The sequence below is a fragment of the Clostridium sp. M62/1 genome (assembly GCF_020736365.1).
In the GTDB taxonomy this organism is placed as follows: domain Bacteria; phylum Bacillota; class Clostridia; order Lachnospirales; family Lachnospiraceae; genus Otoolea; species Otoolea saccharolyticum_A.
Map to the genome: position 1 here is coordinate 3,566,897 of NZ_CP085988.1, position 25,736 is coordinate 3,592,632.

Annotated in this window: 18 protein-coding genes and 3 pseudogenes; 3 read left to right on the forward strand and 18 right to left on the reverse strand. The window is 48.3% G+C overall.

Going from position 1 to position 25,736, the window contains the following annotated elements; all coding sequences use genetic code 11:
• Positions 1-7: 7 nt before the first annotated feature.
• The 12 genes and pseudogenes from LK436_RS16545 to LK436_RS16600 all read right to left on the reverse strand — a co-directional run bounded on the left by LK436_RS16545 (position 8) and on the right by LK436_RS16600 (position 11,435).
• Positions 8-3,325: an SbcC/MukB-like Walker B domain-containing protein gene (locus LK436_RS16545; RefSeq protein WP_008397263.1), complete on the reverse strand. Its 3,318-nt coding sequence runs from the start codon at positions 3,323-3,325 to the stop codon at positions 8-10.
• Positions 3,322-3,963, reverse strand: a complete 642-nt coding sequence (locus tag LK436_RS16550) for a DUF4194 domain-containing protein (protein ID WP_008397262.1) — start codon at positions 3,961-3,963, stop codon at positions 3,322-3,324. Before LK436_RS16550 ends, LK436_RS16545 begins: the two co-directional genes overlap by 4 nt.
• The gene (locus LK436_RS16555) at positions 3,960-5,372 is read right to left on the reverse strand and encodes a Wadjet anti-phage system protein JetA family protein (protein ID WP_008397260.1); all 1,413 of its coding nucleotides are present in this window, start codon (positions 5,370-5,372) and stop codon (positions 3,960-3,962) included. The genes LK436_RS16550 and LK436_RS16555 overlap by 4 nt, the downstream gene beginning before the upstream one ends.
• 143 nt (positions 5,373-5,515) lie before the next feature.
• Positions 5,516-5,584, reverse strand: a pseudogene (locus LK436_RS16560) (IS200/IS605 family transposase); the annotation flags it as partial.
• Between the two features lie 274 nt (positions 5,585-5,858).
• Positions 5,859-6,662 carry a Cof-type HAD-IIB family hydrolase gene (locus tag LK436_RS16565; protein WP_008397258.1) on the reverse strand — a complete coding sequence of 268 codons (804 nt, stop codon included), beginning with the start codon at positions 6,660-6,662 and terminating at the stop codon, positions 5,859-5,861.
• 141 nt (positions 6,663-6,803) lie between these two features.
• Entirely contained in the window at positions 6,804-7,403 is a 600-nt protein-coding gene (locus tag LK436_RS16570) for an HD domain-containing protein (protein WP_008397257.1), read from the reverse strand.
• 78 nt (positions 7,404-7,481) lie between these two features.
• Positions 7,482-7,721, reverse strand: a complete 240-nt coding sequence (locus LK436_RS16575) for a hypothetical protein (protein WP_008397256.1) — start codon at positions 7,719-7,721, stop codon at positions 7,482-7,484.
• Between the two features lie 74 nt (positions 7,722-7,795).
• Positions 7,796-8,713 carry an AraC family transcriptional regulator gene (locus LK436_RS16580; protein ID WP_008397255.1) on the reverse strand — a complete coding sequence of 306 codons (918 nt, stop codon included), beginning with the start codon at positions 8,711-8,713 and terminating at the stop codon, positions 7,796-7,798.
• 256 nt (positions 8,714-8,969) lie between these two features.
• Positions 8,970-9,320, reverse strand: coding sequence for a hypothetical protein (locus tag LK436_RS16585; protein ID WP_008397253.1), 351 nt, complete (start codon positions 9,318-9,320; stop codon positions 8,970-8,972).
• A gap of 79 nt (positions 9,321-9,399) precedes the next feature.
• Entirely contained in the window at positions 9,400-10,344 is a 945-nt protein-coding gene (locus LK436_RS16590) for a restriction endonuclease (protein WP_008397252.1), read from the reverse strand.
• 112 nt (positions 10,345-10,456) lie between these two features.
• Positions 10,457-11,140: pseudogene (locus tag LK436_RS16595) on the reverse strand (IS3 family transposase); the annotation flags it as partial.
• A 19-nt stretch (positions 11,141-11,159) separates the two neighbouring features.
• Positions 11,160-11,435, reverse strand: a complete 276-nt coding sequence (locus LK436_RS16600) for a hypothetical protein (protein ID WP_008397250.1) — start codon at positions 11,433-11,435, stop codon at positions 11,160-11,162.
• Between LK436_RS16600 and LK436_RS18605 the strand changes: the two are divergent.
• A pseudogene (locus LK436_RS18605) lies at positions 11,385-11,504 on the forward strand (CHC2 zinc finger domain-containing protein); the annotation flags it as partial. The gene LK436_RS16600 and the pseudogene LK436_RS18605 overlap by 51 nt on opposite strands.
• A 174-nt stretch (positions 11,505-11,678) precedes the next feature.
• Positions 11,679-18,989, forward strand: coding sequence for a reverse transcriptase domain-containing protein (locus tag LK436_RS16610; protein ID WP_227910227.1), 7,311 nt, complete (start codon positions 11,679-11,681; stop codon positions 18,987-18,989).
• Between the two features lie 294 nt (positions 18,990-19,283).
• Here the strand turns inward: LK436_RS16610 and LK436_RS16615 are convergent, their stop codons facing one another.
• Positions 19,284-19,865 carry a 50S ribosomal protein L25 gene (locus tag LK436_RS16615; RefSeq protein ID WP_008397246.1) on the reverse strand — a complete coding sequence of 194 codons (582 nt, stop codon included), beginning with the start codon at positions 19,863-19,865 and terminating at the stop codon, positions 19,284-19,286.
• A gap of 551 nt (positions 19,866-20,416) precedes the next feature.
• Here LK436_RS16615 and spoIVB point away from each other — a divergent pair.
• Positions 20,417-21,718 carry a SpoIVB peptidase gene (gene spoIVB, locus LK436_RS16620; RefSeq protein WP_044931199.1) on the forward strand — a complete coding sequence of 434 codons (1,302 nt, stop codon included), beginning with the start codon at positions 20,417-20,419 and terminating at the stop codon, positions 21,716-21,718.
• A 205-nt stretch (positions 21,719-21,923) separates the two neighbouring features.
• Here spoIVB and LK436_RS16625 read toward each other — a convergent pair whose 3' ends face one another.
• The 5 genes from LK436_RS16625 to rsmH form a co-directional block, all read right to left on the reverse strand.
• Positions 21,924-22,370, reverse strand: a complete 447-nt coding sequence (locus LK436_RS16625) for a hypothetical protein (RefSeq protein ID WP_008397244.1) — start codon at positions 22,368-22,370, stop codon at positions 21,924-21,926.
• A 164-nt stretch (positions 22,371-22,534) separates the two neighbouring features.
• Complete coding sequence (gene spoIIIAC, locus LK436_RS16630) at positions 22,535-22,729, reverse strand: stage III sporulation protein AC (protein WP_008397243.1); 195 nt, start codon at positions 22,727-22,729, stop codon at positions 22,535-22,537.
• A 178-nt stretch (positions 22,730-22,907) separates the two neighbouring features.
• Entirely contained in the window at positions 22,908-23,366 is a 459-nt protein-coding gene (locus LK436_RS16635) for a stage III sporulation protein AB (protein WP_083794749.1), read from the reverse strand.
• The gene (gene spoIIIAA, locus LK436_RS16640; protein ID WP_147594695.1) at positions 23,254-24,411 is read right to left on the reverse strand and encodes a stage III sporulation protein AA; all 1,158 of its coding nucleotides are present in this window, start codon (positions 24,409-24,411) and stop codon (positions 23,254-23,256) included. Before spoIIIAA ends, LK436_RS16635 begins: the two co-directional genes overlap by 113 nt.
• 186 nt (positions 24,412-24,597) lie before the next feature.
• Positions 24,598-25,680, reverse strand: coding sequence for a 16S rRNA (cytosine(1402)-N(4))-methyltransferase RsmH (gene rsmH, locus LK436_RS16645; protein ID WP_044931193.1), 1,083 nt, complete (start codon positions 25,678-25,680; stop codon positions 24,598-24,600).
• Positions 25,681-25,736: the final 56 nt, after the last annotated feature.

A 25,736-nucleotide genomic window follows, 5' to 3' on the forward strand; every position in this document is an offset into this window, starting at 1 on the left:
TGTCCCCTCACCGGCTGCTGTACGCCTTTTCTTCATGGAACTGCACGATCCCCAGCTGCATACTGTCCGCGCGCACACGCAGCGCAGGCAGGATTACCTCGCACTCGTTCCCGATGGATTCCGTCTTATCCGGAGAGCAAAAGATTACCTGGAGTCTCTGCTCCCGCATGAATTTCAGCATCAATTTCACATTGCCGGGATCCATCTTGGCAAACGGCTCATCGATAAATACGAGACGTGTGGAATTGGTACGCTGGTTGTAAATCAGCAAAAGGGCCGACGACAGGATCAGCAGATACGGGATTTGCACTTCCGCCCCGGAGTTGAAACCAGTCTGCCGGGATAATTTTGCCCGGTCCAGGATCTGGTTGCTGATCAGAATCTCATAATTCATATAGTTCCGGTAGTCGGCAAAACGGGCAATCGTTTCTTCACTGTTCTTTTCGATGATCCGGTTGATGATCTGCTTCATCTCTGTTTCTAACCGCTCGCCTTCCTCATCGGACACAGAGGTCAGCATATCGAAAGCGATCTGTCCGTCTGCATTGCCTCCCAGCTGCTCCCGCTCGTCCAGATATCGGGCGTATTCAATCACCTTTGCGTATTCTGACCCGTCCTTTACATAGTGGACATCAAACTGATATTTTGCAGCAAAGCTCAGCTTTGCCAGTTCTCCGTTGATCTGCCTTAAATCTTCTCTGGCACGCTCACAGGATTTCAGAATCGTCAGCACAAATTCATTTTTAAATATGTCCTCATATCTGCGGGTCTGCTCTTCCAGTTTCTGACGGATTTCCTGAAGATTGTCCATCCAGATGCGCTCTCTTCTGCCTGCATACCGTTCTCTTCCCTCCGTCCCTCTGGGCAGCATGCGTCCGGCATGTTTTGCGTTATAATCCGCCTGCTTCTGCGTCAGATCTCTTTCATGCTGCGTGATACTGTTTCCTATACGCCGTCTGGTATCTTCCGCCAGCAGGCCGCCCGGACCTTTCTTTCCATTTTTCAGGTATTTTTCATAGGCCTCTACCGTCCGCTGCACGATGGTATAGTACCCGGTCTGATATTCCCGGTACCGCTTCTCCTGTTCGGCCAGTTCCCCTGATTTTGCCTCTATCTTCTCTCCGCATCTGGATATGGTCGTGTCCTGTCCGCTTTTCTCCTGAAGTTTTGCGTTATATTCGTTCTGCACCGCTTTCTGTTCATCTGAAAGCCGGCCAGCCAGCTCGTTCAGCTCCAGATATTCCTGATTATTCTCCTGCGCTTTTTTCAGGCGCTCCAGCTGCGCCTCCGACGCCCTGGCGTTTTCCGACGCGGCCTGGTATTTTCGGTGGGCGTCATAGTCATACTCCTGAAACATCTCCCGATTCTGGGCCATACGGTTCTTCTGATCTTCAAGCTCCTTTTTCTCTGCCAGTTTTGCTTTCCTCTCCTCGTTGAGCCTGGAAATCTCTTTTTCCGCGCGGAGCCGGTTCAGTTCAAACGTCTTCTGTCCAAGATAATAGGAACGGAGCCTGTCAAAACGCAGAAAATAGCTGTCCATAGCTACGGACACGCGGCCTTCCCTGGAAATGGCATTTTCATATTCCTTCACAGCATTTCGCTCCACCGCATGCATTCTTCCCAGCTGATAATCAAAATACTGTTTTGCCACCGGGTTTTTGATCTCCAGTTTAAATACCGCTGAGTCTTCTTCCACATGTACTTTTTTCTTCATCAGCAGCTTTGTGTTGAACAGATGGGCATAACGATGTTCCGAACGGTTCAGCACGTCATCTGCAATATCATAATACTGAGGGTCCACCAGGATCGTATACCGGCGCGGTCCCAAAAATGCCTCGATGGCGTCCCTCCATTTTTCATCTGTGAGTCCAATCACGTATTCACAGGCAAACTGTGCTTTCGACCGGATGTTTCTCTTTTCAAATTCACGGTTGATCTCATCACGCAGCCCCACATACTCTGGAATCTGAGCAAACGTATTGCGATGTTTTTTACAATCCTCTATGATCCGGTGCTGCACGTCCAGACTCCGGTTCAGTTCTGCCAGATCCCTCTCGGTATCTGCCGCTCTCATCACCAGTCCGTCGTAACACTCGTTTATTTTCTGTTTGAACCTGGATACTGCCGCCGCCTTTTCCGCAGCCGTGTGCCCGCGCCCGCAGAGGGACGCCAGCACGTTCTGACCCTCCATCCGTTTTTCCTTTTCAAAAAACTGATTCATCAGTTCGCTGACCACGGCCTGAAAATGCTCCAGCTTTCTGCACAGAGCCATCAGCGTCCTCTTCTCAGCCTCCAGTTCCTCTAATTTTCGTCTTTCTTCTGCGATCATCCGGGTACTGTCCAGCTGCTCCAAACTGACTCTGGCCTGCACCAGCTGAGCGTCAATTTCTTTTTTTCTTCCATCCAGAATCTCCAGTTCCCTCTCCAGATCTTCCTTTCTTCTCTGTGCCAATTCCTGTTCAGCTGTCTGGCGCTCAATCTCCCGGTTCAAATCTTTCCTCTTTTTATAGATGATGCGGATATCATCAGCCAGCAGACGGTTTTTCTCGCTCTCCCATGCATCGTACTCCCCAAGAATCCCATCCAGCTCGTTAATCTCCTGCTGGATAATCTCAAAATTCTCGTTCAGCCGCTCAATGTTCTCCTTCGCCTGAATCAGTTTCCCGAAATCCACGTTCCGTTCTTCCAGGACGCTCTCCCGGATAAACCGGTCAATCCTGGCGTTCGGATCGTATGACATGATTCCCCGAAGCTTGCGCAGATAGATGGGAAGCTGTCCCAGATTCAGCTTCAGTCCCGTCATCTGCAAAAATTTCGGCAATCCCTGCTCCCGGTTCATCAGCGTCAGTCTGTATCTTTTTTGAAGGAACGACGCGCTGCAGGGCATCGTGACGCCGTTCTCTTCATAAGTATGTTCCACCTGCTCCATGACCCTCCGGTCCATCACGTAACGATACGTCTGGCAATTATTGGACGCGCTGGTCTCAATTACCGTCCCCAGCAAAAAAGACTTATCCTCCACATCGTCAAAATACTCCAGCACAATGTGGCTGTACACGTTTGGCACCCGGTCCGCCGGGCGCATGTACGTCCCGGCTGTGGCATCCAGAAGACCTCTCGTATAGGAGGACAGCGTACGGCTTCCTTTACTCTCCGACGACTTGTTAAATACCGTATCTCCGTAAGCGGCATATTTAATTGCATCCAGCATGACGGATTTTCCGTTGCCGTTCTTCCCTGCAATCAGCGTAAAAAAACCGATGGGAGCCGTCACATTGGAAAATCCATACCAGTTGATCAGCCGCACTTTTTTTAGCAGGATCATTCCTCTTCCTCCTCAAATTCATCCGGAACTATTTCTTCTGGGCCTTCTTCTTCCGGTTCTTCTTTTAAATATTCCCGCGCCACAGTCTGAAACTGTGGGAGATCCCAGCCGAATTGCAGCGATGGATAGAGCTGAATTTTCATATCCTCGCCCTCCTCATCATCGTTGAAATTGATCAGGCTGTATTTTTTAAACAGGCGAAGCGCTGCGCTAAATTCCGTGCGCGTCAGCTGAACATCATAGGACTTGATCTTGTCAATCAGATCCCCTCTCGTCACAAAATTTCCTTCGCTGTAACCGAGATTTTCCAGATATACTTTCCAGAGCACCAGCAGCAGATGATACTGCAGCGTCGAAAACGTCACCACATTGGCCCGTTTCAAGCCTACTGTATCCGCATCCTCTTCGCTGGCAGCCAGCATGCACACTCCCGTCTTCTCCTCCACGATCATATCAAAACCAATCATTCGCAGGTACTCGGAAATATCCTGTCGATTGGATTCTCTGGAGGCAAACTGATACAGTTTTTCATCCTTATCCCGCAGTATGAAAGTGGACTCCAGCAGTTTTCGTATGCAGCGTTTGAACAAATGTCCGCTTTCCTCTTTTATCGTTATCCGCAAACTGATATCGCTCATGTTTTCTTCCTCTTTATGCTGATATTGCTGATTCTGGCGGCCTCGGTCTCCACCATGCCCTTCCTGAATTCCACTTCATAAGGAAACCCTGACGTCCCCGAATAAATCATACTTGCCGCGATCATCGTCGCATCGTCCCTGGTATGTACTCCGCATTCTTCCACAGAAATCTGATCTCTGCCTCTCATGATCTCATCGAAATGTTTCTCCACGTTGTCCATACTGTACCGATCGGGCGTCTCCGTCAGAAGTTCGTCCGTCAGCCGCTGTTTCTCTTCTTCCGACAATTCCTCACAGACTAAGCCCGCATTTTTTTGATTGGGATTTCGCTTTTTCCGCCGTTCAAAAGACTTTCTTCCGATATATCCCATGCTCATGAGGCGGTGTGTTTCTGAAAGCTTTGAGAGTGCTTCCGCCCGGTTCTCTTCGTTCAGATTTTTCAAAAACAGAAGTATCCGGTTCAGTTCATGCTCCAGATTGGTATTTTCACTCAGTACCATCATCATCCGGGTAGAATACAGATTGTAGTAGTTGTTGATTTTCCGGTCAATGTAAGACATCTCCTGCTCATATTCCAGGTTAATGAAGCTGTCCAGCTCGTTAAACAGACGGTCAATCTTCTCCTTTGCCTGAATCTCGTCTGTGTTTTCTATTTTTCTATACTCCTGGATCATCCGGTCATAAAGCTCCGAGTGGCGCAGTTTTCTCAGCATCCGGTCAATGTCCGAAATGTAAGAAGGAATCAGACCACTTTTCTTAATGAAAAAATAATCATTGAAAAAACGGTTCAGGAGTTCATCCTTCATCAAAAACTGACCGAAACTGTTGGCGTCTGCCATCTTCATAACTGCACGCATAATTTCACGGATACTGTCTTTCAGAATCAGAAGTTCATTTTTCAAGTCACATTCATTTTCTACCAGTGGAATCAGGATGTTCTGATACGGACGTATCGACCGGGCATTGTCTTTGCTGAAGGAAAATTTCAGGATTTCATACATGGAAAAAATATAATTCGTAATCGCGCCATTGGCGTCTCCATCAAAAATCTTATGGATTGCGTCAATCAGCTTACGGCAGTATGCCGATACGGACGCGATATTGTCCCCGCTGCGCCCGATTTCCTGCGGAGTAATCCATCCGCATGCACGAAAATACCTGAGAATTGTGGAGGCGTTCTCCTGAGGAGTTTTCCCGCCAGCAATCTCTTCTCCAATATTTTCCGTTTCTATGGAGTATGTGCAATTTTGAAGATACAGAATCAGTGTGTTTCTGGCGTCCGTTTCGTACAAAACAGAGATTTCCTTTGATTTTTCGATCAGCTGGCTGATACATTCAAAATAGAGCACCCGATTTCTGCAGCAAAAAGGATTAAAAAATTTCTCGTTCAATGTTTCAAAAAAAGACATGTATGTACTGTATCTCCTCTAAAAAGTAGTGCGTATCCTATTGATTTTTATCATAACATACAGCAGCATCAGCGTACAAGGGGCAACACGGCTCACAGCGGGATAATTTTTATCCTGAACTGTCAGACACGTATCTGTCAGGTATGTCTGTTGCCGAACTTGTACTTTAGATTTGCATGACGGTCGAACATCATCAGGGCTGACTTTCCTTTCCGCAAAATCTCCGTCTATGTCAGGCAGGACAGATATCACGTCATGGAGGGTAAACTCAACGCCCGGGGCATGTCAATCTTCCTCTCCCTGGACAGATAAACGGACAAAAAGGGAATTTCCGTTTTGTTTTCTCCCTCTTTCAGCGGGAAGGAGCGGACGATTTTACTTAATCTTTCCAAATCCTTATTCACTCCGGCACCTCTCTTTGCAGGATCTTCCTGCCTTTTTATTTCAAGACAATCTCACAGTCTCATGTATCCCAATAAAAATCTGCTACGCAAACAGCTGCTCCAGCGTAATCAGTACGCCGTCCTCTTCATTGGACGGGCATACATGCTCTGCTGCATGTTTTACGCTTTCCGGAGCATTTTCCATCGCATAGCTGTATCGGCAGTATTGGAGCATTTCGATATCATTTCCCCCATCTCCAAAGGCTGCACACTGTTCCGGTGAAATTCCCCATCGCTCTGCAAGCCGTCTGATGCCGGATGCCTTGTGACAGCCCGGTACGATCAGATCGATGGATCCATGACCGCTGGTTGTAGGTTCCGCTTTTCCTTTCAGGCGTTCACAGAACATGTCATAGTAAAAATAAGTTTTTTCCTCCGGAACCGTCGGCGCGAATTTCAGTATCTGATCCTTTACCTCTTTCAAATCGTCTGCCCACTTCAGTCGGTGATAGTAGATTTTAGTAAGATCAAAAAACTCCTGGCTTACTGTTCCCTTCTGACAGTATGCGCTTTCCACTCCGCACAGAACATTTGATATTTCAGGATATTCCCTGCACAGATCAATGATCCGATCGACCGTTTCTTTCGGCATATCCGCCGTAAAGACCAGCTCTCCTCTGTCTTTTACAAAGGCCCCGTTTTCCGCTACAAAGGACAGCTCATCACAGTAACCCGGGAACAGAGCTCTCAGCTGATAATATTGATTTCCGCTGGCCACAACAAAATTGCATCCAGCGTTCTCCATGCGGGATAATATCCTCTTAAAGCGGGGAATATCATACGTATAGTCAGAGCGGACAAACGTACCGTCTATGTCCACAGCAACCAGTTTTATATCATGATTCATATGGTTCGTTCCTTTCTATGGTGCTGTCTCGTTTCTGAAGCAGACAAACTGCCCACTGTCAGGACACCGCTGTGTCAGAGCCTGAATGTTCGGCGGCTTCTTCTGTTCCCGCCGCACCGGGCGCGGATCACCCTCTGCCCCTCATCGAAAGCTGTTTTCAATCACTCCCGGCAGCAGCTTATAGATCGAGCCGCCAATTTTTCTCTCAAACATCTCTTTGATTTCCAGCGTTTTTCTCCAGCGGTCAACCGTAAAAGGCGGCGTCCCGTAGCGAAGCGCCACATCCACAAACCTCTTTTCCAGGAGGCAGAAGCCCGTTGGAAGCGCCAGCGCGTCACACAGCTGGACCAGCCGGTCATAGTCGTCGTAGGCAGCTCCCCTAATAAAGCCCTCCATAAACAGGTAATCCTCTTCAGACATATCGAAGGTGCCAATGGACGTTTTAATATCCTGTATCATAAAGGCGTGGGTTATGCAGATTTGCGCCGCCTTCTCCCATCCGCGCTCCATGCAGAAGCGGTAGCCGTCTATTAAATGCTTTTCCGATGTAACTCCGGCGTATCTTCCAATATCGTGCAGCAGCCCATAGCAATAGGCCCTGTCAGAAGATAAGTCCTCACACTGTGCAGCTATATTTTTGCAGGCAAGAGCAACGAAGCGGGAGTGTTCGATCCACCTCCCCGGATTCAGCCGCCCTGCCCATTCTAATTCTTTCTCTGCAGTTTTACAGTTCAGTTCCAATACTCTGTTCCTTTCTCGAGCAAAAGGGCCTGACCCTTACCCGTCAGACCCTTATGCAGCAAATCGGCCCGCTGCTGTCTAACACCCGCTTATATAAGAGGTTACGACTGCCATATAGTCTCTGGGCTCATCAAAGGTCAGCGAAAGCGGCAGGTAACTGCCGTTTTTCTGATATTCCTTCTCCAGTTCACGCTGAATCAGATACTGTCTTGTTATGTCTGTCTTCTGACCGTTTGGAGAACATACCATAACCCGCCCGCTGCATTTGTTTACTGTCTCTAAGAAACCTTTCAGATTCAGAATATATACTTTTATCATAGGCACCTCCCGACAGCCTTCTGCTGTTATGATTATTATAGCGCCTGGGATAGAGGTATAATATCTTTATCCTGTCACGTTTTATCACAATTCTGCCACCTGCGGCGGTACTGAAGCGGGGTGCAGCCTGCAAACTCACGGAAGACTTTTCCGAAATAACTGGCATTTCCCAATCCGCAGGCATATCCGGCTTCTGTGATCGGCATCTGGCTGTCCGCCAGTATCTGGCAGGCCATCTGCAGCCGGTAGCTTTTTATGTACTCTGCCGGCGTCATATGAAGGCAGTTCTGAAAGGCCCGGTAACACTCCCGCTCGCTCAGAAACACGCATCCGGCAAGTTCCGGAATGGAAATTTTCTCGGTGTAATGCTCATGCACGTAGACCATCATCTGCTTTACTTTGTCAGCGGTCCGATTCTCCCTCTGGGGGTTATCCTGCAGCAGGGCGAAACTGATTTTACATAACTGCACCCAAATCTTAGACAGGGCTTCTCTTATGTTTATCTCATAGCCAAAGTCCCTCTCCGCCAGGAGAAATGCCCCGCGGATGGAATCGATCAGAGCAGACTGTTCCGGCTGATCCGGATACAGGGCAAGAATCTCTATCTGCGGCGCTGTGATGAGCGGTGTAATATATTTTTGCTCAATCAGACTTCCCTGACCGCCCGCAAGCAGCTTGGGATCAAAAATATGAATCAGCTGTATATTTTTCTCCCTGTGGGACCTTATCTTTGTCATGTGCAGGACATTGGAATTGACCATGCCCGCTGTACCGGCGGGAAAAACTGCTGTTTTATGAGGCGTACAGTACTGTATCTCCCCGCTTTCTATGTAAAACAATTCTATGGCTCTGTGCCAGTGCCATGGGACAAAGCGCTCCCGGTAATAGTCCAGCTCTGCCTGGGATGCGGTATATGGGAAATCCAGAGTGCGGTACGGCAGCTTTTCTTCTTTGCTGCCTGTCATAAATTCTAAATTACGGGTAATTCTCATTTCGGATGCCTCCCCCTGCTGATTGACCTGTAAAAGCGGCAGTGCCCCTCTGAAGGAGCATTGCCGCTTCTCTTCTGTCTCAGGGTTCTAAGCCTGACTGATATTTCCGGCCGGAATCATCCAGGCGAAATTTTTTGCCAAAGGTTTAAAATCACAGTTTTCAGAGACTTCATGAGCCTGCCTGTACGGGAAGATCGTGATGTTTCCAAAAGCTTCAAAGCTGCCGGAGAGAGCTTTGAAGCTCCTCCTCTGCTCTTTAAAAATCCATATCTTCCGATTCTTCTTTTCCGCAGTCTGTGCAGATATCCCTGGAGGATGCGCCGCCCACGGATACATAGGTATCGCCCACAGCCGCTGCAGCACCGAAAGATACAGGCACAGCTACGCAGATGTCCTGGGTGATAGTGAAAGAGCATGTTCCGTTTTTCTGTCCGCTGCAGGAGGTCTTTCCCGGAGTTACAACGGGCTCGCCGCAGCATTTGGTGTACGTCACTCCTGCTTCTGCGTAGGGAGTAATAGTCACAGGAACGCAGATGGATGCGCTCTGGTAGCCCGTAGCAGGGCAGGTCTGGTTCTCAGTCTCTGTTTTTAAAATATCGTTATTCATGATAAATTCTCCTTCAAAATTAATAGGTTCATATTACTTTATGAAGGATGGGACTTGTTTGTTACCGTACCCTGTGTTCCTATATTCCCTCGTCTCCGAAGAAATCCGTATCCATCTTTTTTATTTTATACACATACTCTGTGGTGACGCCGAAATCGTACTCAATCATCAGCTCTGTCAGCCTCCTGCCGTCGACCAGAATCACCTTTGTCGTATGCTGCTTTTTGGCGTAAGCCGCGGCATCTTTTGAAAACTGGGCCGTTGTGATAAACAGCCCCTTTGTGGCGCCCTGACCGGCTAATGCTCCTACAAATTTCTGAATCTCCAGTCTTCCCACCGTTGTGTCGGGGGCCCACTTTTTCGCCTGAATATAAATCAGATTAAATCCCAGTTTATCCTCATAGATAATGCCGTCTATCCCCTCGTCGCGGCTTGACTGGGTCACGGTTCCTGCCGCAGGCTCCCCGTATCCCAGAGCCTTCAGAAGCCTGACCACCATTTTCTCAAAAAATTCAGGCGTCTGTTCACAGACTGCCGAAAGCAGTTCATCTGCCAGCTTGCTGTTGATCTCTGCGTGAGCCCTCTCCAGTATCTCCTGGGGGGTCTCTGAGACGGCATCCTCCCTCTTGGCCTCTTTTTTCTTCCCTGTCAGGGCAGGAGGATGGGAAGGCGCAGGTTCCCCCTCTCTCCTTTTAAACTCCTGAAAGGAGGGATACCTTTCCAGTACAGAATCGTCAATGACCTCTCCCGACTTAAAAAGCCGTTCTCCTTCTTCTGTAATCCGGAATTCTGCCCGCTTGGGGCTTTCTATCAGCCCTGCTTTTTTCAGATACGTCCTGCACCATCCCAGCCGGTTAAGCCACACCGGCTGCCTGCCGCTGGGCAGCATCTGGGCCATCTCCTCCTCTGTCAGTTCAAAATCCCGGATCACCTGCTCCTTAATATCCTTAAGGGTATGTACCTTTCTGTCTGACAGGGCCCTTAAAAATGAATGGTACATCTCAAAATATTTTGGCACCGCCATCAGTTCACCTCCCAGTCCTTTTCTCTCCCCGATGATACAGCAAGTATATCATATACTCAGGAAACTTTGAAGCGTCTTTAAATGGGGTGAAATCAGTGGCATGCAGACATTTTTAGACTGCTATGCCTATACTCCTTCTATAATCTAGAGGACTAGGTCCTCCGAGTGTTGATTTGATTTGATCTTTACAATACCAATACATATAACTGTCTATCTCCTGGATAAATGCCTCTACACTATATTGAGCCCAATTACGTCCATAAAACAGTTCTGTTTTGAAATGACCAAAGAAACCCCCACATGCAGAATTATCTGGTGAACAACCTTTCTTGGATATAGATCGTGTGAAGTTTGCATCTTACATTATCTGAATTCATTCCGATCAGCGATAGTGGCATCCTCTGTCAGAATATACAATCGTTTTCTCGTTTGATTTAAGTATAGCAATGGCATTCCTCAGCATAGTATTTACAAGTTCTGCGTTCAGAGAAGTACCTATTGTCTAACTTACTAGCATACCGTCAAGGCAGTCGATTATCGGAGACAGATATATTTTTCCAGCTTTTATAGAAAATTCTGTAATATCAGTAAGCCATTTCTCGTTTGGTTTGGCAGCACGGAAGCCTCTATCTATAACATTCTCCACAGCCGGTGTTATTTCACCTTTATAAGAGTTGTATTTCTGTCTGAGTTTTCGTCTGATTATTAGATTCTCTTGCTTCATAATACGGCGAACTACTTTTTCAGAAGCCTTTGTACCTTCATAATACAAAATAAAAAGTGAATATCTCTCTTTTCTGGGTAGAATCTGCTTTTCAAATTACATTTCTGATTAAATTCCGTCTTACACTGCAAACTAAACCATTTCTGGTTCCCATACCCTTTTCCAAATTAATTGTTTTATCATCTTTTTTATGATATATTTGACATAATACAACAATATTTTCAATATTTTGACAAGGAGAACCCATATGGCTGAATCTTATCTCAGTTACATCAAACATAACGTCAAAATCAGGGACATCTGTCGTATCCTTGGTATCCCTGTCTACTCCGGCACTTCCGGCGATCGGTGTTCCTGCCCCTTTCATGACGATCACACTCCCTCTATGTACCTTTATAACGACTCAAACCTAGCTTATTGCTTTTCCTGTCAGAAAAGCTGGGACAATCTGGAGTTTATCGGTGAAAAGCTGGATTTAGACTTTCAGGGACGCCTTTCATGGATGGAAAAACATTTTCCCGAGCTTTTAAAGCAAAAGAAGACTTTCCCTGTTTTCCCCCAAAAAACTCTTCAAAGCGGCTATGATATTGCATTTCAGGCGTATTCCAATATGTCAGATAAAGAACAGCGCCTGCTAAAGGAATTTTGTGGTCATCGCGGCTTTGAAGAACCGTTTTTTGAAAAACAATCTATTTTCTGTGCGGCAAAAAATAAGCTGTCTTCTCTCTACTGCCGCAGTGAAAACTCAACTGATGCAAATTTAACTATAGAGGAGAGGCTAAAGCTTGAAGACTGCAAACTGGTCATAAAGCTTCCCTGGCAGGAAAGGCAGACGGCGCCCAGGTACAGCGATCATTTTTCCCGCGACGGCATTATTATTCCTCTCAGAGATTCCTCCGGCAAGCTCGCAGGGTTCGCTCAGCGCGCCCTTGATGGCACACAGCCCAAATATCTGTTTTCAAAAAATCTTCCGAAGAAAACTCTGCTCTATGGGATCGACTCTCTCAAAAAACGGCTCTCGGCTGCAAAAGCAAACCAGAAAACAGATATTTTTATCGTGGAGGGAATCTTTGACGCCCTGCGCATTGAATCCCTGGAAAAGAAAAATATTTCTGCTCTGGCTGTTCTGGGAAACCGTCTGACTAAGACTCAGGCAGGGGAGCTTCAAAATGTTCTGTCCGGCAGCAGCGGACTGTCTATCCATATCTGCATGGATGCTGACCGTGCTGGAAGAACCGGAAATCTCGAAACTCTGAAAAGTCTCTGGGCATATTCTGATTTCATGAAATACTATATAGACTTTTGGGTTCCGCTGGGAGAAAAGGATCCCGATGCCGCCATACAGGCCGCCCTGAAAACTCCATCCGGCACAGGTGCTTCCTCTAAATCCGGCAGCAGCAGGGCAAAAAAGTATTTTAAAAGGTTGTCTGTGTTTGAGTATATCGTATACTGTCTTCTGCCAGCGGACAATGAACTCCTCCTGTCCCCCCTCACCTCCAAAAGCAGCGTCAGAACAGCCTATCAGAATCTTTCCACTGAGGCTAAGCTTCTGTGCCTGAGCCGAGTCCGCTACCTCTTTTCGCACAGCACATGGGATGAGATCTTCCACCTATATGGCAGTATCATCGCTGATTCGAACCATTCAGGAATGCAGAGCTCCGGCAATACCTCTGCAGATTCTGAAGCATTTTTCTACCGTCTGATTCATGCTTATGTTACAGACTCCTCCGTAGGTGAAAATGACAGAACTGCTTTCGCAGTCCCGGCTGTTCCCTATGATGCCATGTATCACTTTAAAACTGCCCTACAGATTGCAAAAACAAGCTACGACCGAGAATCGCTCCCCCTGGATCAGGCATCCTGGGAAAGAATCCTGAGCTGCGCCGATACCTTTTTTGCTTTTTTCAGAGAAACCTTTGAGGAACACAGAAATATAAAAATTCCGCTTTTGAGCATTTACTACCCCAAAAAGCTGAATGAATACAGGATGAAATCTGTCTACATCCACGAAAGACTGATTCTTCAGCAGTATATCCTAAATGAGCTCCTCAGGGCTGATGACAGAAACTGTGAGGCTCTGGTTCCTGCTGTCCGTTACAGTCAGAGCACTGGCCGTCTGTACACTACCTTTTGGAACCAGACAGACGAAACTGACGATACCTTGAGCTTTGCCTACCAGATTGATATGGATGTCCTGTCCGGGCAAAGCGATCTGGAACACGGAATGTTCCGAAACTACTATGACTGCTGGAAGGGGTATATTGAATATATCCAGGACGGTATTTCCCGTTTAAACAGCGATAATGTCTACCGGGTCAAACTGGACATCCGGGGATATTATGACCATATTCCCAGGTACGCGGTGAGAAATGTTCTGTTTAAAACTATCAGCGAATTGATCCGGATCGACAATAATAAATTTTCCCTCTTCTTCGGAAAAAATAGCGCAGAAGAAAGTATCGATCTGCAGGAAAAAGCAGAAACTGTCACCCGCTGGATCCTAGATGAATTGTACGAACCATATTTCTATGATCCTCAAACAGGCGAAAGGCGAAAAAAAGACCATTCAACAGTTGGTATCCCTCAGGGTCCAAACCTTTCCGCCTATATCGCCAACATCATTCTGTTTGATATGGATCAAAAAATCAGGCAGTACATAAAAAAAGTGAATCCCGCTGACTCGGAGAGCCCAATCCAAGTGCGCTATGCACGCTATGTAGATGACATGATTATCATAGCCTCCAATGCGCGTGATCTGAATCATATAAAGGATTTAATTCTGAATGAGCTCTATTCCATGGGACTTACCCTCAGTCCCAAAACTGATCAAGAAGACAGTATTTCCAAGGAGGAAGCCCTGGAATGGACGACCAGTGAGAAAGGAGGCCTCGGGGTTTCTGCTTCCTTCGATTTTCCTGATGATACTCTGGACGACACGCTAGATGACCTCGACGGCTATGAGGTAACTGACCGAAGAAGCGCTCTCAAACTGCTACAGAGTTCTCTGTATCTTACCGATGACGAGCTTTTATCCAAAAAGATTGATACAAAGCAGTTTATCCAGACTCTGTTCCGGACAGAGGAAATCCGTTTCGGTGACATGGTGCGAATCTCTGAGATTCTGCTGTTAAAACTATCCTCTTCCCACTTGCCTGAGTCAACAGCTGATCCCGTTCCCACTCTTCTGGAACAGTTTACAGAGCTTTGGAAGCTGGGACGGCAGGAGAGTCCCGAAGGTTCCCTCTTTCAAAGCGAGGGTATCGAAATTTTCGCCTTTATTGAGGGATGCGGGAAAATTTTAAAGAGCAGGTTCTCTCTCCGCTTCCGAAACCAGCCCAGGCAGGATGCCTGTAAGAAAATTTCGGAATACTTTCGCCAGGAGAACGGCCTCTCTGCCATAAGCTGTATACTGCAGAAGCAGACGCTTCTAGCTAAAAACAGATGGATTCTGCTGCTTCGCCTGGCAGAGATTTGCTCTTATCTGCAAGTTTCCGGAGCGCAGATTCGCTCCGAGCTGGTGGGTCATGTGCCTAATGAATATACCTACAGGTGGTTCTATGCCCTAGAAGAGCATGCCTCCTGCTCCTTAAAGACAGATTTTCCAAGGTGTACAGAGGAAAAAACCCTGACTGACTTTCACCATGCTGTTTCTCTTCTTTCTGCTCTTTCTCTGCCCGACCGCGAATCAAAAGAAGCGCAGAAAGCTAGCAAGGATTCTTCTTCTGATGAGATTCAGCAATATAATGCAGTTCAGGAGCGCTTTAAAGAAATACAGTCAAGCCTGAGAGAAAGCTCGGAAAGCACGGTATCCACTGGATCTTCGACCATGCTAGGCCGATGCCTGAATTGCTGGTTCTCCAATCAGGATACACCGCCGGACACAGAAGGAAATGCAGGACTCCTCTCTCTGTCTCTCCTTACGCTTCTGGGCATAATACAGGATTCTGTGAAGGCAGACATTATATCTCTGATTCCAGAATATCAGAATCATTTATTTCAGGTACGGGATGCCTGGAGTTACTGTCTCCCTATCCTGCCAGGCGTCGGTTATCCAGGCCTTATTATGGCAAAGGCTTCCATGGATGTAAATGCAAGCTATATCTTGATGCGTACTGATTTTATCAGCAGCCCGATGGTAGAACCTAGCAAAAACTGGGATGAAACTGCGCCTGACAAGAACTCATCTGCTTCTTCTGCTTATCATTTATATAAAAGCAGCCTTAAGGCAGGTTTTGTCCCCCTGGATACACTGATTCCTGCCTTTGAATACGACGCTCTGTCACCCGACAAGTGCCAGATTATGTTTAAATGCCTAGTTCAGCTTTACAAACCTTTATATGAAATGTTCAAAAAACTTGCAAAAATTGCTTCCACAAAAATAGGCAGCATATCGAATACAGAATATTCTGTTATTCTTTCCAAAAAGCATATTTTTGTCAGGAAGTCTGCCGGTAGTTCTCCTTTTGAAATCCAGGCTATCGCCTACCTGCTTCCAAAAAGCACAGCCGGCGATGGTGTCCTGATAGAACAGGGCAAAGGACGTTTTTCCTTTAAACCGCTGTATGGAGACGGAATATCTCTGTGGAAAGTCGGCTGGATCCTGAGGGATATTTGCAGTTTTGACGCCCTGCGGTTAAAATTTTTCAATATGGAAGCTCCCACGTCAGACATCGAACTGCTGGTCTCCATGATGGAATACACCTTTAACCGCCTGACAGGAAGCAGCGCCGCCGCTCTTAATGCCCACAGAAGCCTTCTATCCTACGAATGTTCTGTCAACAGGGCGCTCTCTATAACAGAGCAGTTTCTGTCCTGCCCGAAAGATCGGGCTGTCCTTCTGGAAGAGAATGCTGCCGTTGATTCCTTCATCAGCTATCGGATGAATATTGCGGGAGGGTTATCAGCTCCCTGGGAATTCAGTTATTTTGCTGCGGTCTGGGCCAAGTCCTATCTTCGAAGCGGATTTACACGCCTTATGAAACTGGCGCAGCAGGAACCCTGCCGTACCAAAACAAATTCCTGCGCACTCCGCCGCGTCCCCTTAAGCTATCTCTGCCTAGCTGACAGAATCATGGAGCTTGCTGCAAAGCTGCCGGAAGGCAGCCATTCCTGCAGCGGACTTAAGGTTCTGGAGTGTGGACTCAGAGCTGACGCCGCTCTGATCCAGCTTCGTATGCAAACCCTGGAGCTTTTGGAATCCTTCAGCTCAGAACAGATGGAGCATTTAAAGAAACAGTCCGAAGAGCTTCCTCTTTCCGCGCTCGGACTGGACGATACCCAGCCGCTAATGTTTTATAACGCTGAATTATACCCTCTTGTCAAGAATCTGCTCGATCGCAAACATGACAGGGCTGTCGGCAAAGTAACTCATCTGGGCTGGATTGTCCTCCTGAAATGGCTTCTGGATTTTGACAACTGTGACGCAGACGGAACACTGACAGGCTTTCTGAAGGACTGGTGCGGCAGGCTTACCAGATATGCGGATTCCAAAACAGCGCAGGATGGTTCCACAAAGCCCCAAGAACTCCCCTTCCCATTTGAGCAGATGGAGTCTTTTCTCTCCCTCTGGACAAGGGAAAATACCGAAACCTTTTTTGAAAGCTGCTGTCAGATAGATCAGAAAACAGGCACTGCCGTCCAGACAAAGCATACTGACTTTCAGTATATGCACGCTGCAAACAAATTCGTATCTGTCATAGTGGACGGAAACATGATGAGAAAGCCAAATTATTTTCTCACCTTCAGCAAGCTGACAAACGCTCTGATTTCAGTGGAGGAGGATGAGAGCGGGCAAAAGGTTTATACACAGAGCGTCAGAGGAGGAACCGTTACCGGTATTTCTATCGTGGAAATCCGTCTGGGTAAAATCATTCAGAACTGTGAAAAAGCATGTACAGAGCAGAAACAGATGCCTGCAAAGCAGGAAGAGGAGCAGGCAGAAAAATATTCCGCCTCCCTGCCAGAGCTTCCGCAGGCGGCTTCGGAGCAGGTAGAAAAAACGGCGGCAGAAACAGCTTCTGTTTCCTGCCCTCCCCCTGAGCCGCCTCAGCCTCCTGAATGCGAAACGTCTTCTCCAGTCTCCCCCGAAGGCGCAAACCCTGCCGAAAAATTGGAGGTGCTTCTGAAAGACAGCCTGAGAAAACGGACAAAACGTTTTTCCAACTATGACCGGATTGCCCTGTTTCAGTTTGACACAAAGAGCAGTTATTATCATCCCTGTACAGAGATCTGCAAATATGCCCGCACATGCAAGGGAGTGGAAGCTGATACAGATACGCTGGAATACAGCTGTGAAGAATTTCGCCGGCAAAAGCTTCTGGAAAAGGTCCTGGAACTCTGTGAAGCCCTGAAAATTGACATTCTCCTGCTGCCAGAATACTCGGTACGCCCGGAAACTGTCCGTTTTCTACGGGAATTAATGGAAAATAAACATAAAAGGGATCCTTCCTCCTACACTTTTTCTATCTGGGCTGGAACATTCCGAATCCCTCCGAACTATCAGTTTGACAGCGACACCTTCCAAGAACTCTCAGGAAGAACGGACATTTTCCACTCTGCCGTCCTACCGGTTATTATGCAGGTTCCGGGAAGCGAAAATTTTGCTGCTTACTGCCGCAGATTTAAAAAATATCCATCCGTTACACTGAATGAGGATATTAATACTTATGTTCCTCATACGGAGCCGTACAAACCTGTCACCGAAGCAATATGGACAGAAAAAAAATATCAAACGGGAGAATGTTTAAAAGGAAGTCCGCACCTTTACTTTGACGCAAGAGATCACGTGACAGAGCTGATCTGCGCTGAGCTGTTCGCCCTGTCATCTCCGGGAAACATGATGAGCTTTGCAGACCGTTCCTACCAGCTTTACCGGCAGTATGCGTGTCCTGAGCCTGCTTTGGGGGATGCCGCTGAAAAAAGTCGAGCAAAAAATGAAAATGACTTCTTCAAGGCAGCGATGGACGACATTCGCCTGTATGGGGAATCTATTTCTCTCTACAGAAAAGACAGCTGTGTCTGCCGTAAGTCTATTCTGCTGATACCTGCCTGCACAACCAGGGCGGCTGATTACTATATACTCGGGCAGGCTAACTACCTTGGCACAGGAACCAATACGGTATTCTGTAATGGTTCAGGCAGACTGGCTCAGGGAGGAAGCTGTTTTATTGGTCAGAATTCCTGGGACGACAGAAAAAACATGGGAGTGAAGGAGGATGCATTTCAGGTGACAAGTATTTACCATGGACTTCTTCCTGGAATTTATCAACAGACCTCCAGTCAGCCTGGCAGGGGCGCTCTCGGCCCGAATGAGCAGGCCCTTCTGGTATGCGACGTCACCCCTGAGCTCGATAAGCGCAGCCCAAATCCAGAGTCCATGAAAAATTCTCTTGAGCTGGTTGCGCACATTCCGATTCTGGAGGAACGCATCTACAGCAATGAATGCCTGAGGTACTGCTGGTCAAGGGAGGAGGTTCCCCTTCTGGCATCTGATCGGAAAAAACAGTGCCAAATGATTCAGAGCTCTATACAACGCTCTGTACAGAGCACCAGAAACATGTTCGAGAACCTTAGCAGGCATTTAACTAATTGGAAGAACATAACGCCTCCGCTGTCCTTCAGCGATCCTGAACCATATATAATTTATGAGACATTGACTGAGCTGGGAAGGAAATACCATTCTGAATGGCTCGCGGAGCGCGGAAGACATTACTATCGCTGTCATCGTCTATTCCCCAGGTACTGGATTCCTGAAACAGCGCTGGACTGGCTCTATGTGGAAGTAGACTATTCAAAATTTATAGAAGCAGTAAACCATAAAGATGAAAAAGCGGGGAATAACAAAAATTATCAGATTTCAGTTCCTCCTCTGGTGTCAGTTTCTCCGGAAAATGAAACAGATAAAATGGAACATAACAATTGAGCAGACGGGCTGAACCATCACTCCCTATTGAAAGCAGAGTAGTTATTCTCTTCTCGGATAACAGGAATAACAGGACATAGCAAAATAGCCCTCTCAGAGAATATCGCAAAAAAATCGGCTCCCAAGCGAAGCCTGAATGCTTCCAGGGGAGCCGATTTGCTGATTTTCATTTTTATTTAATTTAGAAATTTTTTTGCAAGTTGCTATTGCGTTTTCCTTCCGCAACAGCATCTTTTATATCAAACCACAGGCCTCATCCTTGAGACTCACAAAAATGACGTTTTGACAGCCCGTCTACTTCTCTCCCTCTGCAGTCTCTTCCTCAGCTTCCGTATTGTGAACCGCATACACCGTCACAACCACAGCGTCCAAATCTGTCTGCAGATCTACATCCTTGTCGGAGGCGATGGCCAGATCCCTTACCTTGATGGAATCTCCCACTCTCATATCTCCCACATCCAGCTCGATCTTTTCTACCAGAGCAGACGGCAGAGCCCTGTAGGAAACCTCATGAAGCACCTGCTGGAGCACTCCTGTCGTAACCTTCTCGTGGTTCAGCAGATGAATCTCTGCCACGGAGTGAACCTTCTCGCCGCTTACAAGGGCCTGAAAATCGATCTCCTCAACCTGTCCTTTCATGGAATTGTAGTCAACTTCCTTGATCAGAACATCCATGTCCTGACCGTCCACGTTCAGCATAATCTGGCTGCCGCGTCCGCTTGTCTTGAGAAGACGCTCCGCATCAGCCTTTACAATTTTAATCGGTATGGAGCCTTTAATCTCTTTTCCAAATACGTTTCCGGTAACAAATCCTTCCCGTCTAAGCCTCTTGGCCTTCACATCCATGCTTCTCTTCTCAGCTTTTAAAGTATTCATTTATCTTTTCCTCCATCAAACTGACTGCCTGGGATGCTTAGCTGCCTTCAAATTTCGTCTGTTGGAAATAGGTTCGGTTAAGTATCTCTCTTTCTTTGTTACATCTGTATTATAACACTTCTGTCAAGACAATTTTGCACAAATTCCAGATTGATTTTTCCTATTTTATGGTATTTTTTATGGTTATCTGCTAATTTCGAAAAAATCTTCACTTTTTCTATCTGATATCTTCCGGCAGCTCAGCCGTTTTCCTCCGTTTATAGGGCAGCGATTTCCCGTAAACGATCTGTAAAAATATTTTTTATGAATAAAACAGAACCGCTCTGGAAATACCTAAAATGGAACTGTCCATTTTTCATCCGCTAAACAGCACAGTCTGCCGCTTTCCGGGCAGCAGCTTTTTCACCTGCTCCCTGCAATTTACAGCGTGCATTCCTTTGTTTCATCACATACTACAAAGAGTCAAGCATCCGCTCTGCGGACTGGCGGAAAACCGGGTTTTGCGGTTTTCCAGAACTTGCGGCAAGAAATGTGATAAGGAGGAAAGCGATGTGACTAGAAAAGAAAAACTTCGCCGCCTGCTGACAGGCGTTTTCTGGATCAGCCTCGTTTGTTCACTGGTCTTTACCTGGTTTTACATGAACAGGGCAATCCCCGATAAGCTGAACCTGGTGGTGGATGAAACGGAGAGCTTCCATTTTCCCCTTCCGGTGAAGGTCACGCTGGAAAGCGAGAGTGAGGAGGTAGTTGTGAGAAATGGCTCCAACATCCCCTCTGATCAGATTCATCTTCAGATTAATAAGCCCTTTTCCCTGTATTCTTCCAATGAGGGAACGTATCATCTGAATTTAAAGCTGTTTGGCATTATTGATTTTAAGGATATTGAAGTGGATGTCTCAGACACGAAGTACGCCATTCCCTGCGGCATGCCGGTAGGCATTTACATGAAATCCGACGGCCTCATGGTGATCGGAACCGGACAGGTAGAGACGAAGGATGGCTCAACCATTGATCCGGCTGAAGGTGTTCTGAAATCAGGAGACTACATTGAAGCCATCAACGGAGAGCCTGCCCACGACAAGGACGACATGATTGAAGCCGTCGCAAATGCGAAGGGCTCGCCCATCAAGCTGGATGTGCGGCGGGATAATCAGACAATGGAGGTCACGATGACCCCTGTGGAAACAAAGGACGGCGATTACAAGCTGGGCATCTGGATCCGCGATGACACCCAGGGCATCGGCACCATGACGTATGTCACCCAGTCCGGCGAATACGGCGCTCTGGGCCATGGGATCAGCGACAGCGACACGGGACTTCTGGTGAGTACCAGCGGCGGCGAGCTGTACGACACGGAGATTATGGGAATTGAAAAGGGTTCCATGGGAAAGCCGGGCGTCCTCTCTGGCGTGATCTATTACGGCGGCCAGTCGAAGCTCGGAACCATTGAGGCCAACACCGAGCAGGGCATTTTCGGTACCATTGACAGCCGGATGTGGAAGGAAATAGACAAAATGCTGGGGGAAGGTCCCGGACGTGAGCCCATCCCCATTGGCTACCGCCAGGATGTCAAAAAAGGGCCCGCCTTCATCAGAAGCTGCATTTCCGGTGAACCCCGCGACTACGCCATCGAGATACAGAAAGTCGATTATTCCACTGCCCACAAAAATAAAAGCCTGGTCATCAAGGTGACAGATCCAGAGCTTTTAAGCCTCACCGGCGGAATCGTTCAGGGAATGAGCGGCAGCCCTATCATCCAGGACGGGAAGCTAATCGGGGCCGTTACCCACGTTTTTATTCAGGACTCCACCAAGGGATATGGAATTTTTATCGAAAACATGCTGGAGCACTGAGGCCGGTGAAAAGCCCCAAAAGGCCACACATCCGGTGGAACCCGGCCTCATCGGATGGCCTTTCAGGCGGTTCAGCAGGTTCACTCGGCCTCTTGGCATCACCTCTCTGTTCTGACTTCTGAGCCCTGACTCTTCGCCCTGCCTCTTCATCGCTCTGCCTCTTCATTGCCCTGACTCTTCAGCACTCTGACTCTTCGTCCTCCTCTCACTTCCAGAACCGCACATACTGCTTTCCATAATTTCCCCACCAGGTTTCCGCTCTCTCCCTGCCGTTTTCATCGGTTCCCCTGAAATACATGGTGGAAAACAGCATCTCTGTCTCGTTAAGCCTCACGGCCGCCTGAAGCAGCCCTTCCTCCATGGGAAAAATGACGCCGTTTTTTTCTCCGGCCCTCTGCTCTATCCACTTCAGTTCCCGGATCTCCTGGCCTGTAAGCTCCTTTTCTGCCCTTTCTCTTTCCTTAGGACTCAGACTGAACAGGTAAAAGTCGAGAAAACTGTTGTCCTCCCCGTACTTTTCCTTCAATCTTAAAAAATGCTCAAAAGCCTCCCTGCCATCCATTGCGACGATCTCATTTTCATAAGAATCGAGGCCCTCGCGTATGGCTTCAAAATACAAAAATCCCCGCTCTCTAAGCTCTCTGCCTGTCATAGTTCCTCCCTGTCCGTTTTGGACTATGTCCCTTGCTTCCTTTATCTGTTTCTTTTTGTTTCCTTTTGGTTTCTCTTATTTCCTTTAACTTCCTTTTATTTCCCTTTATTTTCCTTTATTTTCTTCTTTTTCCTTCTCTTTGAAGACATCCATCTGCTTTTCTCTCACAGAGCAAACAGCTCCTTCATCGTCTCAAACAGCTCGTAGATATACGGAACCATCCAGAACAGCACCAGCACCAGCCCTGCAAGGCTGGTCAGAAACGCCTGCTCCTCCCTTCCGCTGTGCTTTAACACCTGGCAGATAACAGACACCAGAATCCCCACTGCCGCAATCCGAAATATCAGGCTGACTCCCATTTTTTCTCCTTTCCACAATCACAGCTTTTCTGTCATCCGCACTGTTCTTTTCAGCTAAACTGCCCCTTCTGCTTCCTTCTCCACGGCTGTCTGTTCCGTTCAGCGTTTTTCCCCTGGTTTTCTTTCCGATCCTGCTCCGCTCTCCTGCCCCTCCTGCCGGTCTTTGTCCCCCAGTCTTCTACACCAGAATGACTGCCAGGAACAGGCCGGCCATGACTCCTGCGCTGGTATACAGTCTCCGTTTCTGGGCAATCTCCCTGGAAATCCCCTCAATCTCTTCTTCCAGCTCTTCCAGATACAAAAGGATCGTCCTCTCCTGCATTTCCCTGTCCAGATAGCCCAGATGCTCCCCAAAGGAGATGAGCTGCTCTCCCTCCCGCTCTGTCAGAGGGCTGGTCTCCAGAAATTTATGGGCCTCCTCCTTCCAGATGTCAAAAAAGCTCTCCCCGCTGCCCTGCATCAGGCGGTCTGACACCCGCCTAAAAAGCTCTCCCTCTGCTCTCCCTGCCCGCTTTCCCGTTCTGTCAAATCCTTCCGCCAGCGGCACATTGGCATACAGGATTTCCCCCTTCAGGTGGATCACCAGCACGCGAATGCGCTTTAACAGGGCCAGCCGCTCCGACAGACGCGCCGCCATCCCTGCCCCCATTGCACTGCAGGAGGTGATCACAAGGACTGTCCCCACCAGTTTTATTAAAGCAGACATCTCTCCCCCTCCCGTCGAGAATCTGTTCCACCGTTCCCGGCCCCCTTCTGCCGCTCAGAACCAGAATCCGCTCAAACAGTCTGTCCCGAAACAGCTCCCGAAAGGCCGGCTTTGCCTCCACATCCTGATAGGAGGTTCCGTGGGCCGTGGCAATCAGGCTGCACCCGCAGCCTGCCGCATAGCGCAGCGCCTCCAGATCCTCCCTTCCGCCAATCTCGTCCACCGCCAGCACCTGAGGTGCCATGGAGCGGATCAGCATCATCATTCCCTGAGCCTTTGGACAGCCGTCCAGCACATCGCTTCTCATCCCCACATCATTCTGGGCAATTCCCTGAAAGCAGGCTGCAATTTCCGACCGCTCGTCCACAATCCCCACGGTTTTCCCCTCCATATATCCACAGCCGTCAGAAATTTTCCTCACAAGATCGCGAAGAAGGGTGGTTTTCCCGCAGCAGGGCGGGGAGAGGATGAGCACCGGATACAGCTCGCCCCTGTCTCTGTCTATGAGATAAGGGAGCACGGAATCAGAACATCCTCTGATCTGGCGGGCCACCCGGACATTCAGGCAGGTGACCGGCTTAATGGCCTTCACCCTGCTGCCGTCAGTGACAGCTCTTCCCGCCACCCCGATCCGGTGTCCGCCTGCCACAGTCAGAAATCCCTGTCTGAGCTCATCCTCAAAGGCATAGAGAGAGTATCTGGCCGCACATTCAAGGGTCTCCTCTATCTCTCTCTGAGATACCACGAGAGCCCGGCCAGTCCCTCCCCTTTCCGGGCCCGTTTCTGAGACAGCAGAGAGCAGCTCTCCCCCTTCTCCCACTGCATACTCCCTTCCCCCTGCCCTGACGAGGAGGGGACGCCCGCTTCTGAGCCGGATTTCCTGAAGCTCCGTGCACTGTTTCACCGCAGGCCCCAGAATATCCCTGAGACCTCTGGAAAAAATCTGAAGAAGATTTTCTTCTGCCTGTCCTGTCATGCTGTGCTCCCCTTTCTGGCTCTTCTGTGATGGGCCATTTGGGAACAGCCGCTTTTCTGCTCCTTTGGCCCTTCTCCTTTTGCTGACAGTCTGTCCTTCTCTTTTAATCGTAAAGGGCTCCTGCACCTCACTCCATATATATGAGGGGACAGGCAGATTATGTCTGATTTCGGTGTTCTTCTTAGCCTATGCCTTCACCGCCCACCTCATTTTCGTGGACTTGGCCCGGCTGTTTCTGGCGCACTCCTCTGCCGACGGCCGGATCACCTCCTGCGCGATCTCGCTGTACAGGCCGGCTCTCTTATATTCTCTGAAGGATTTTTTTACAAGCCTGTCCTCACCGGAATGGAAGGTCAGAATAGCAGCCTTTCCTCCTGATTTGAGAGCAGACGGCAGCTTCTCCAGAAAGGCATACAGCACCTCAAACTCACTGTTTACATCGATACGGAGGGCCTGGAAGGTTCTGGCGCAGGACTTCTTCACTGCCTCCTTTCTCTCCTTTTCCGGCAGAAAGGAAAGCGCCTCCTCCACTGCCTCCCGAAGCTGTGTGGTGGTATCGATCCTTCCTCCCCGTTTCAGCCGGCTGAATACCGTATGGGAGATTTCCTCTGCATAGGGTTCGTCTGAATTTTCCATCAGCATCCCGCAAAATTCCTCCCTGTCCATCCCTTTCAGCCTCTCAGCCGCCGTCTCCCCCCTGGTGGGATCCATTCTCAGATCCAGGGGGCCTTCATACTTGTAGGTAAAGCCTCGTTCCGGATTGTCAATCTGCATGGAGGAAACTCCCAGATCTGCCAGAATAAAATCAAATGGCCCTGCCTCCTCAGCTACCTTGTCAATGTCGGCAAAATTCATGAGCTTCACCGTCAGAATATCCGGCCCAAAGCCGGCGTCCGCCAGTCTTTTTTTCGTCTTTTCCGACTCGATGGGGTCCACGTCCAGGCCGTAAATATGCCCCTGTCCCTGCAGCTTTTTCAGCATTTCCCTTGTGTGTCCGCCATATCCCAGGGTGGCATCCAGCCCCACCTGTCCCGGCCTGATATCAAAAAAGTCCAGAATCTCCTTCACACAGATGGAAATATGCATTCCCGCAGGCGTCCCTCCCTTCTGAATCACCTTCTCCACCGTATCCCGGTACTTTTCCGGATTCAGCTCCTTGTACTTTTCTTTGTAACTTCTGGGATGGGTTCCCTTATAGCGGACACGCCTTTTATGTACCGGCTCTGTCCCTTTTCCTTCCTCTCTTCTGTTCTCTGTATCTATACTCATATGCGTTCTCCTTTTCTGTTTCCTGACGGGTTTTTCTGTTTTTACAACAGATTCTT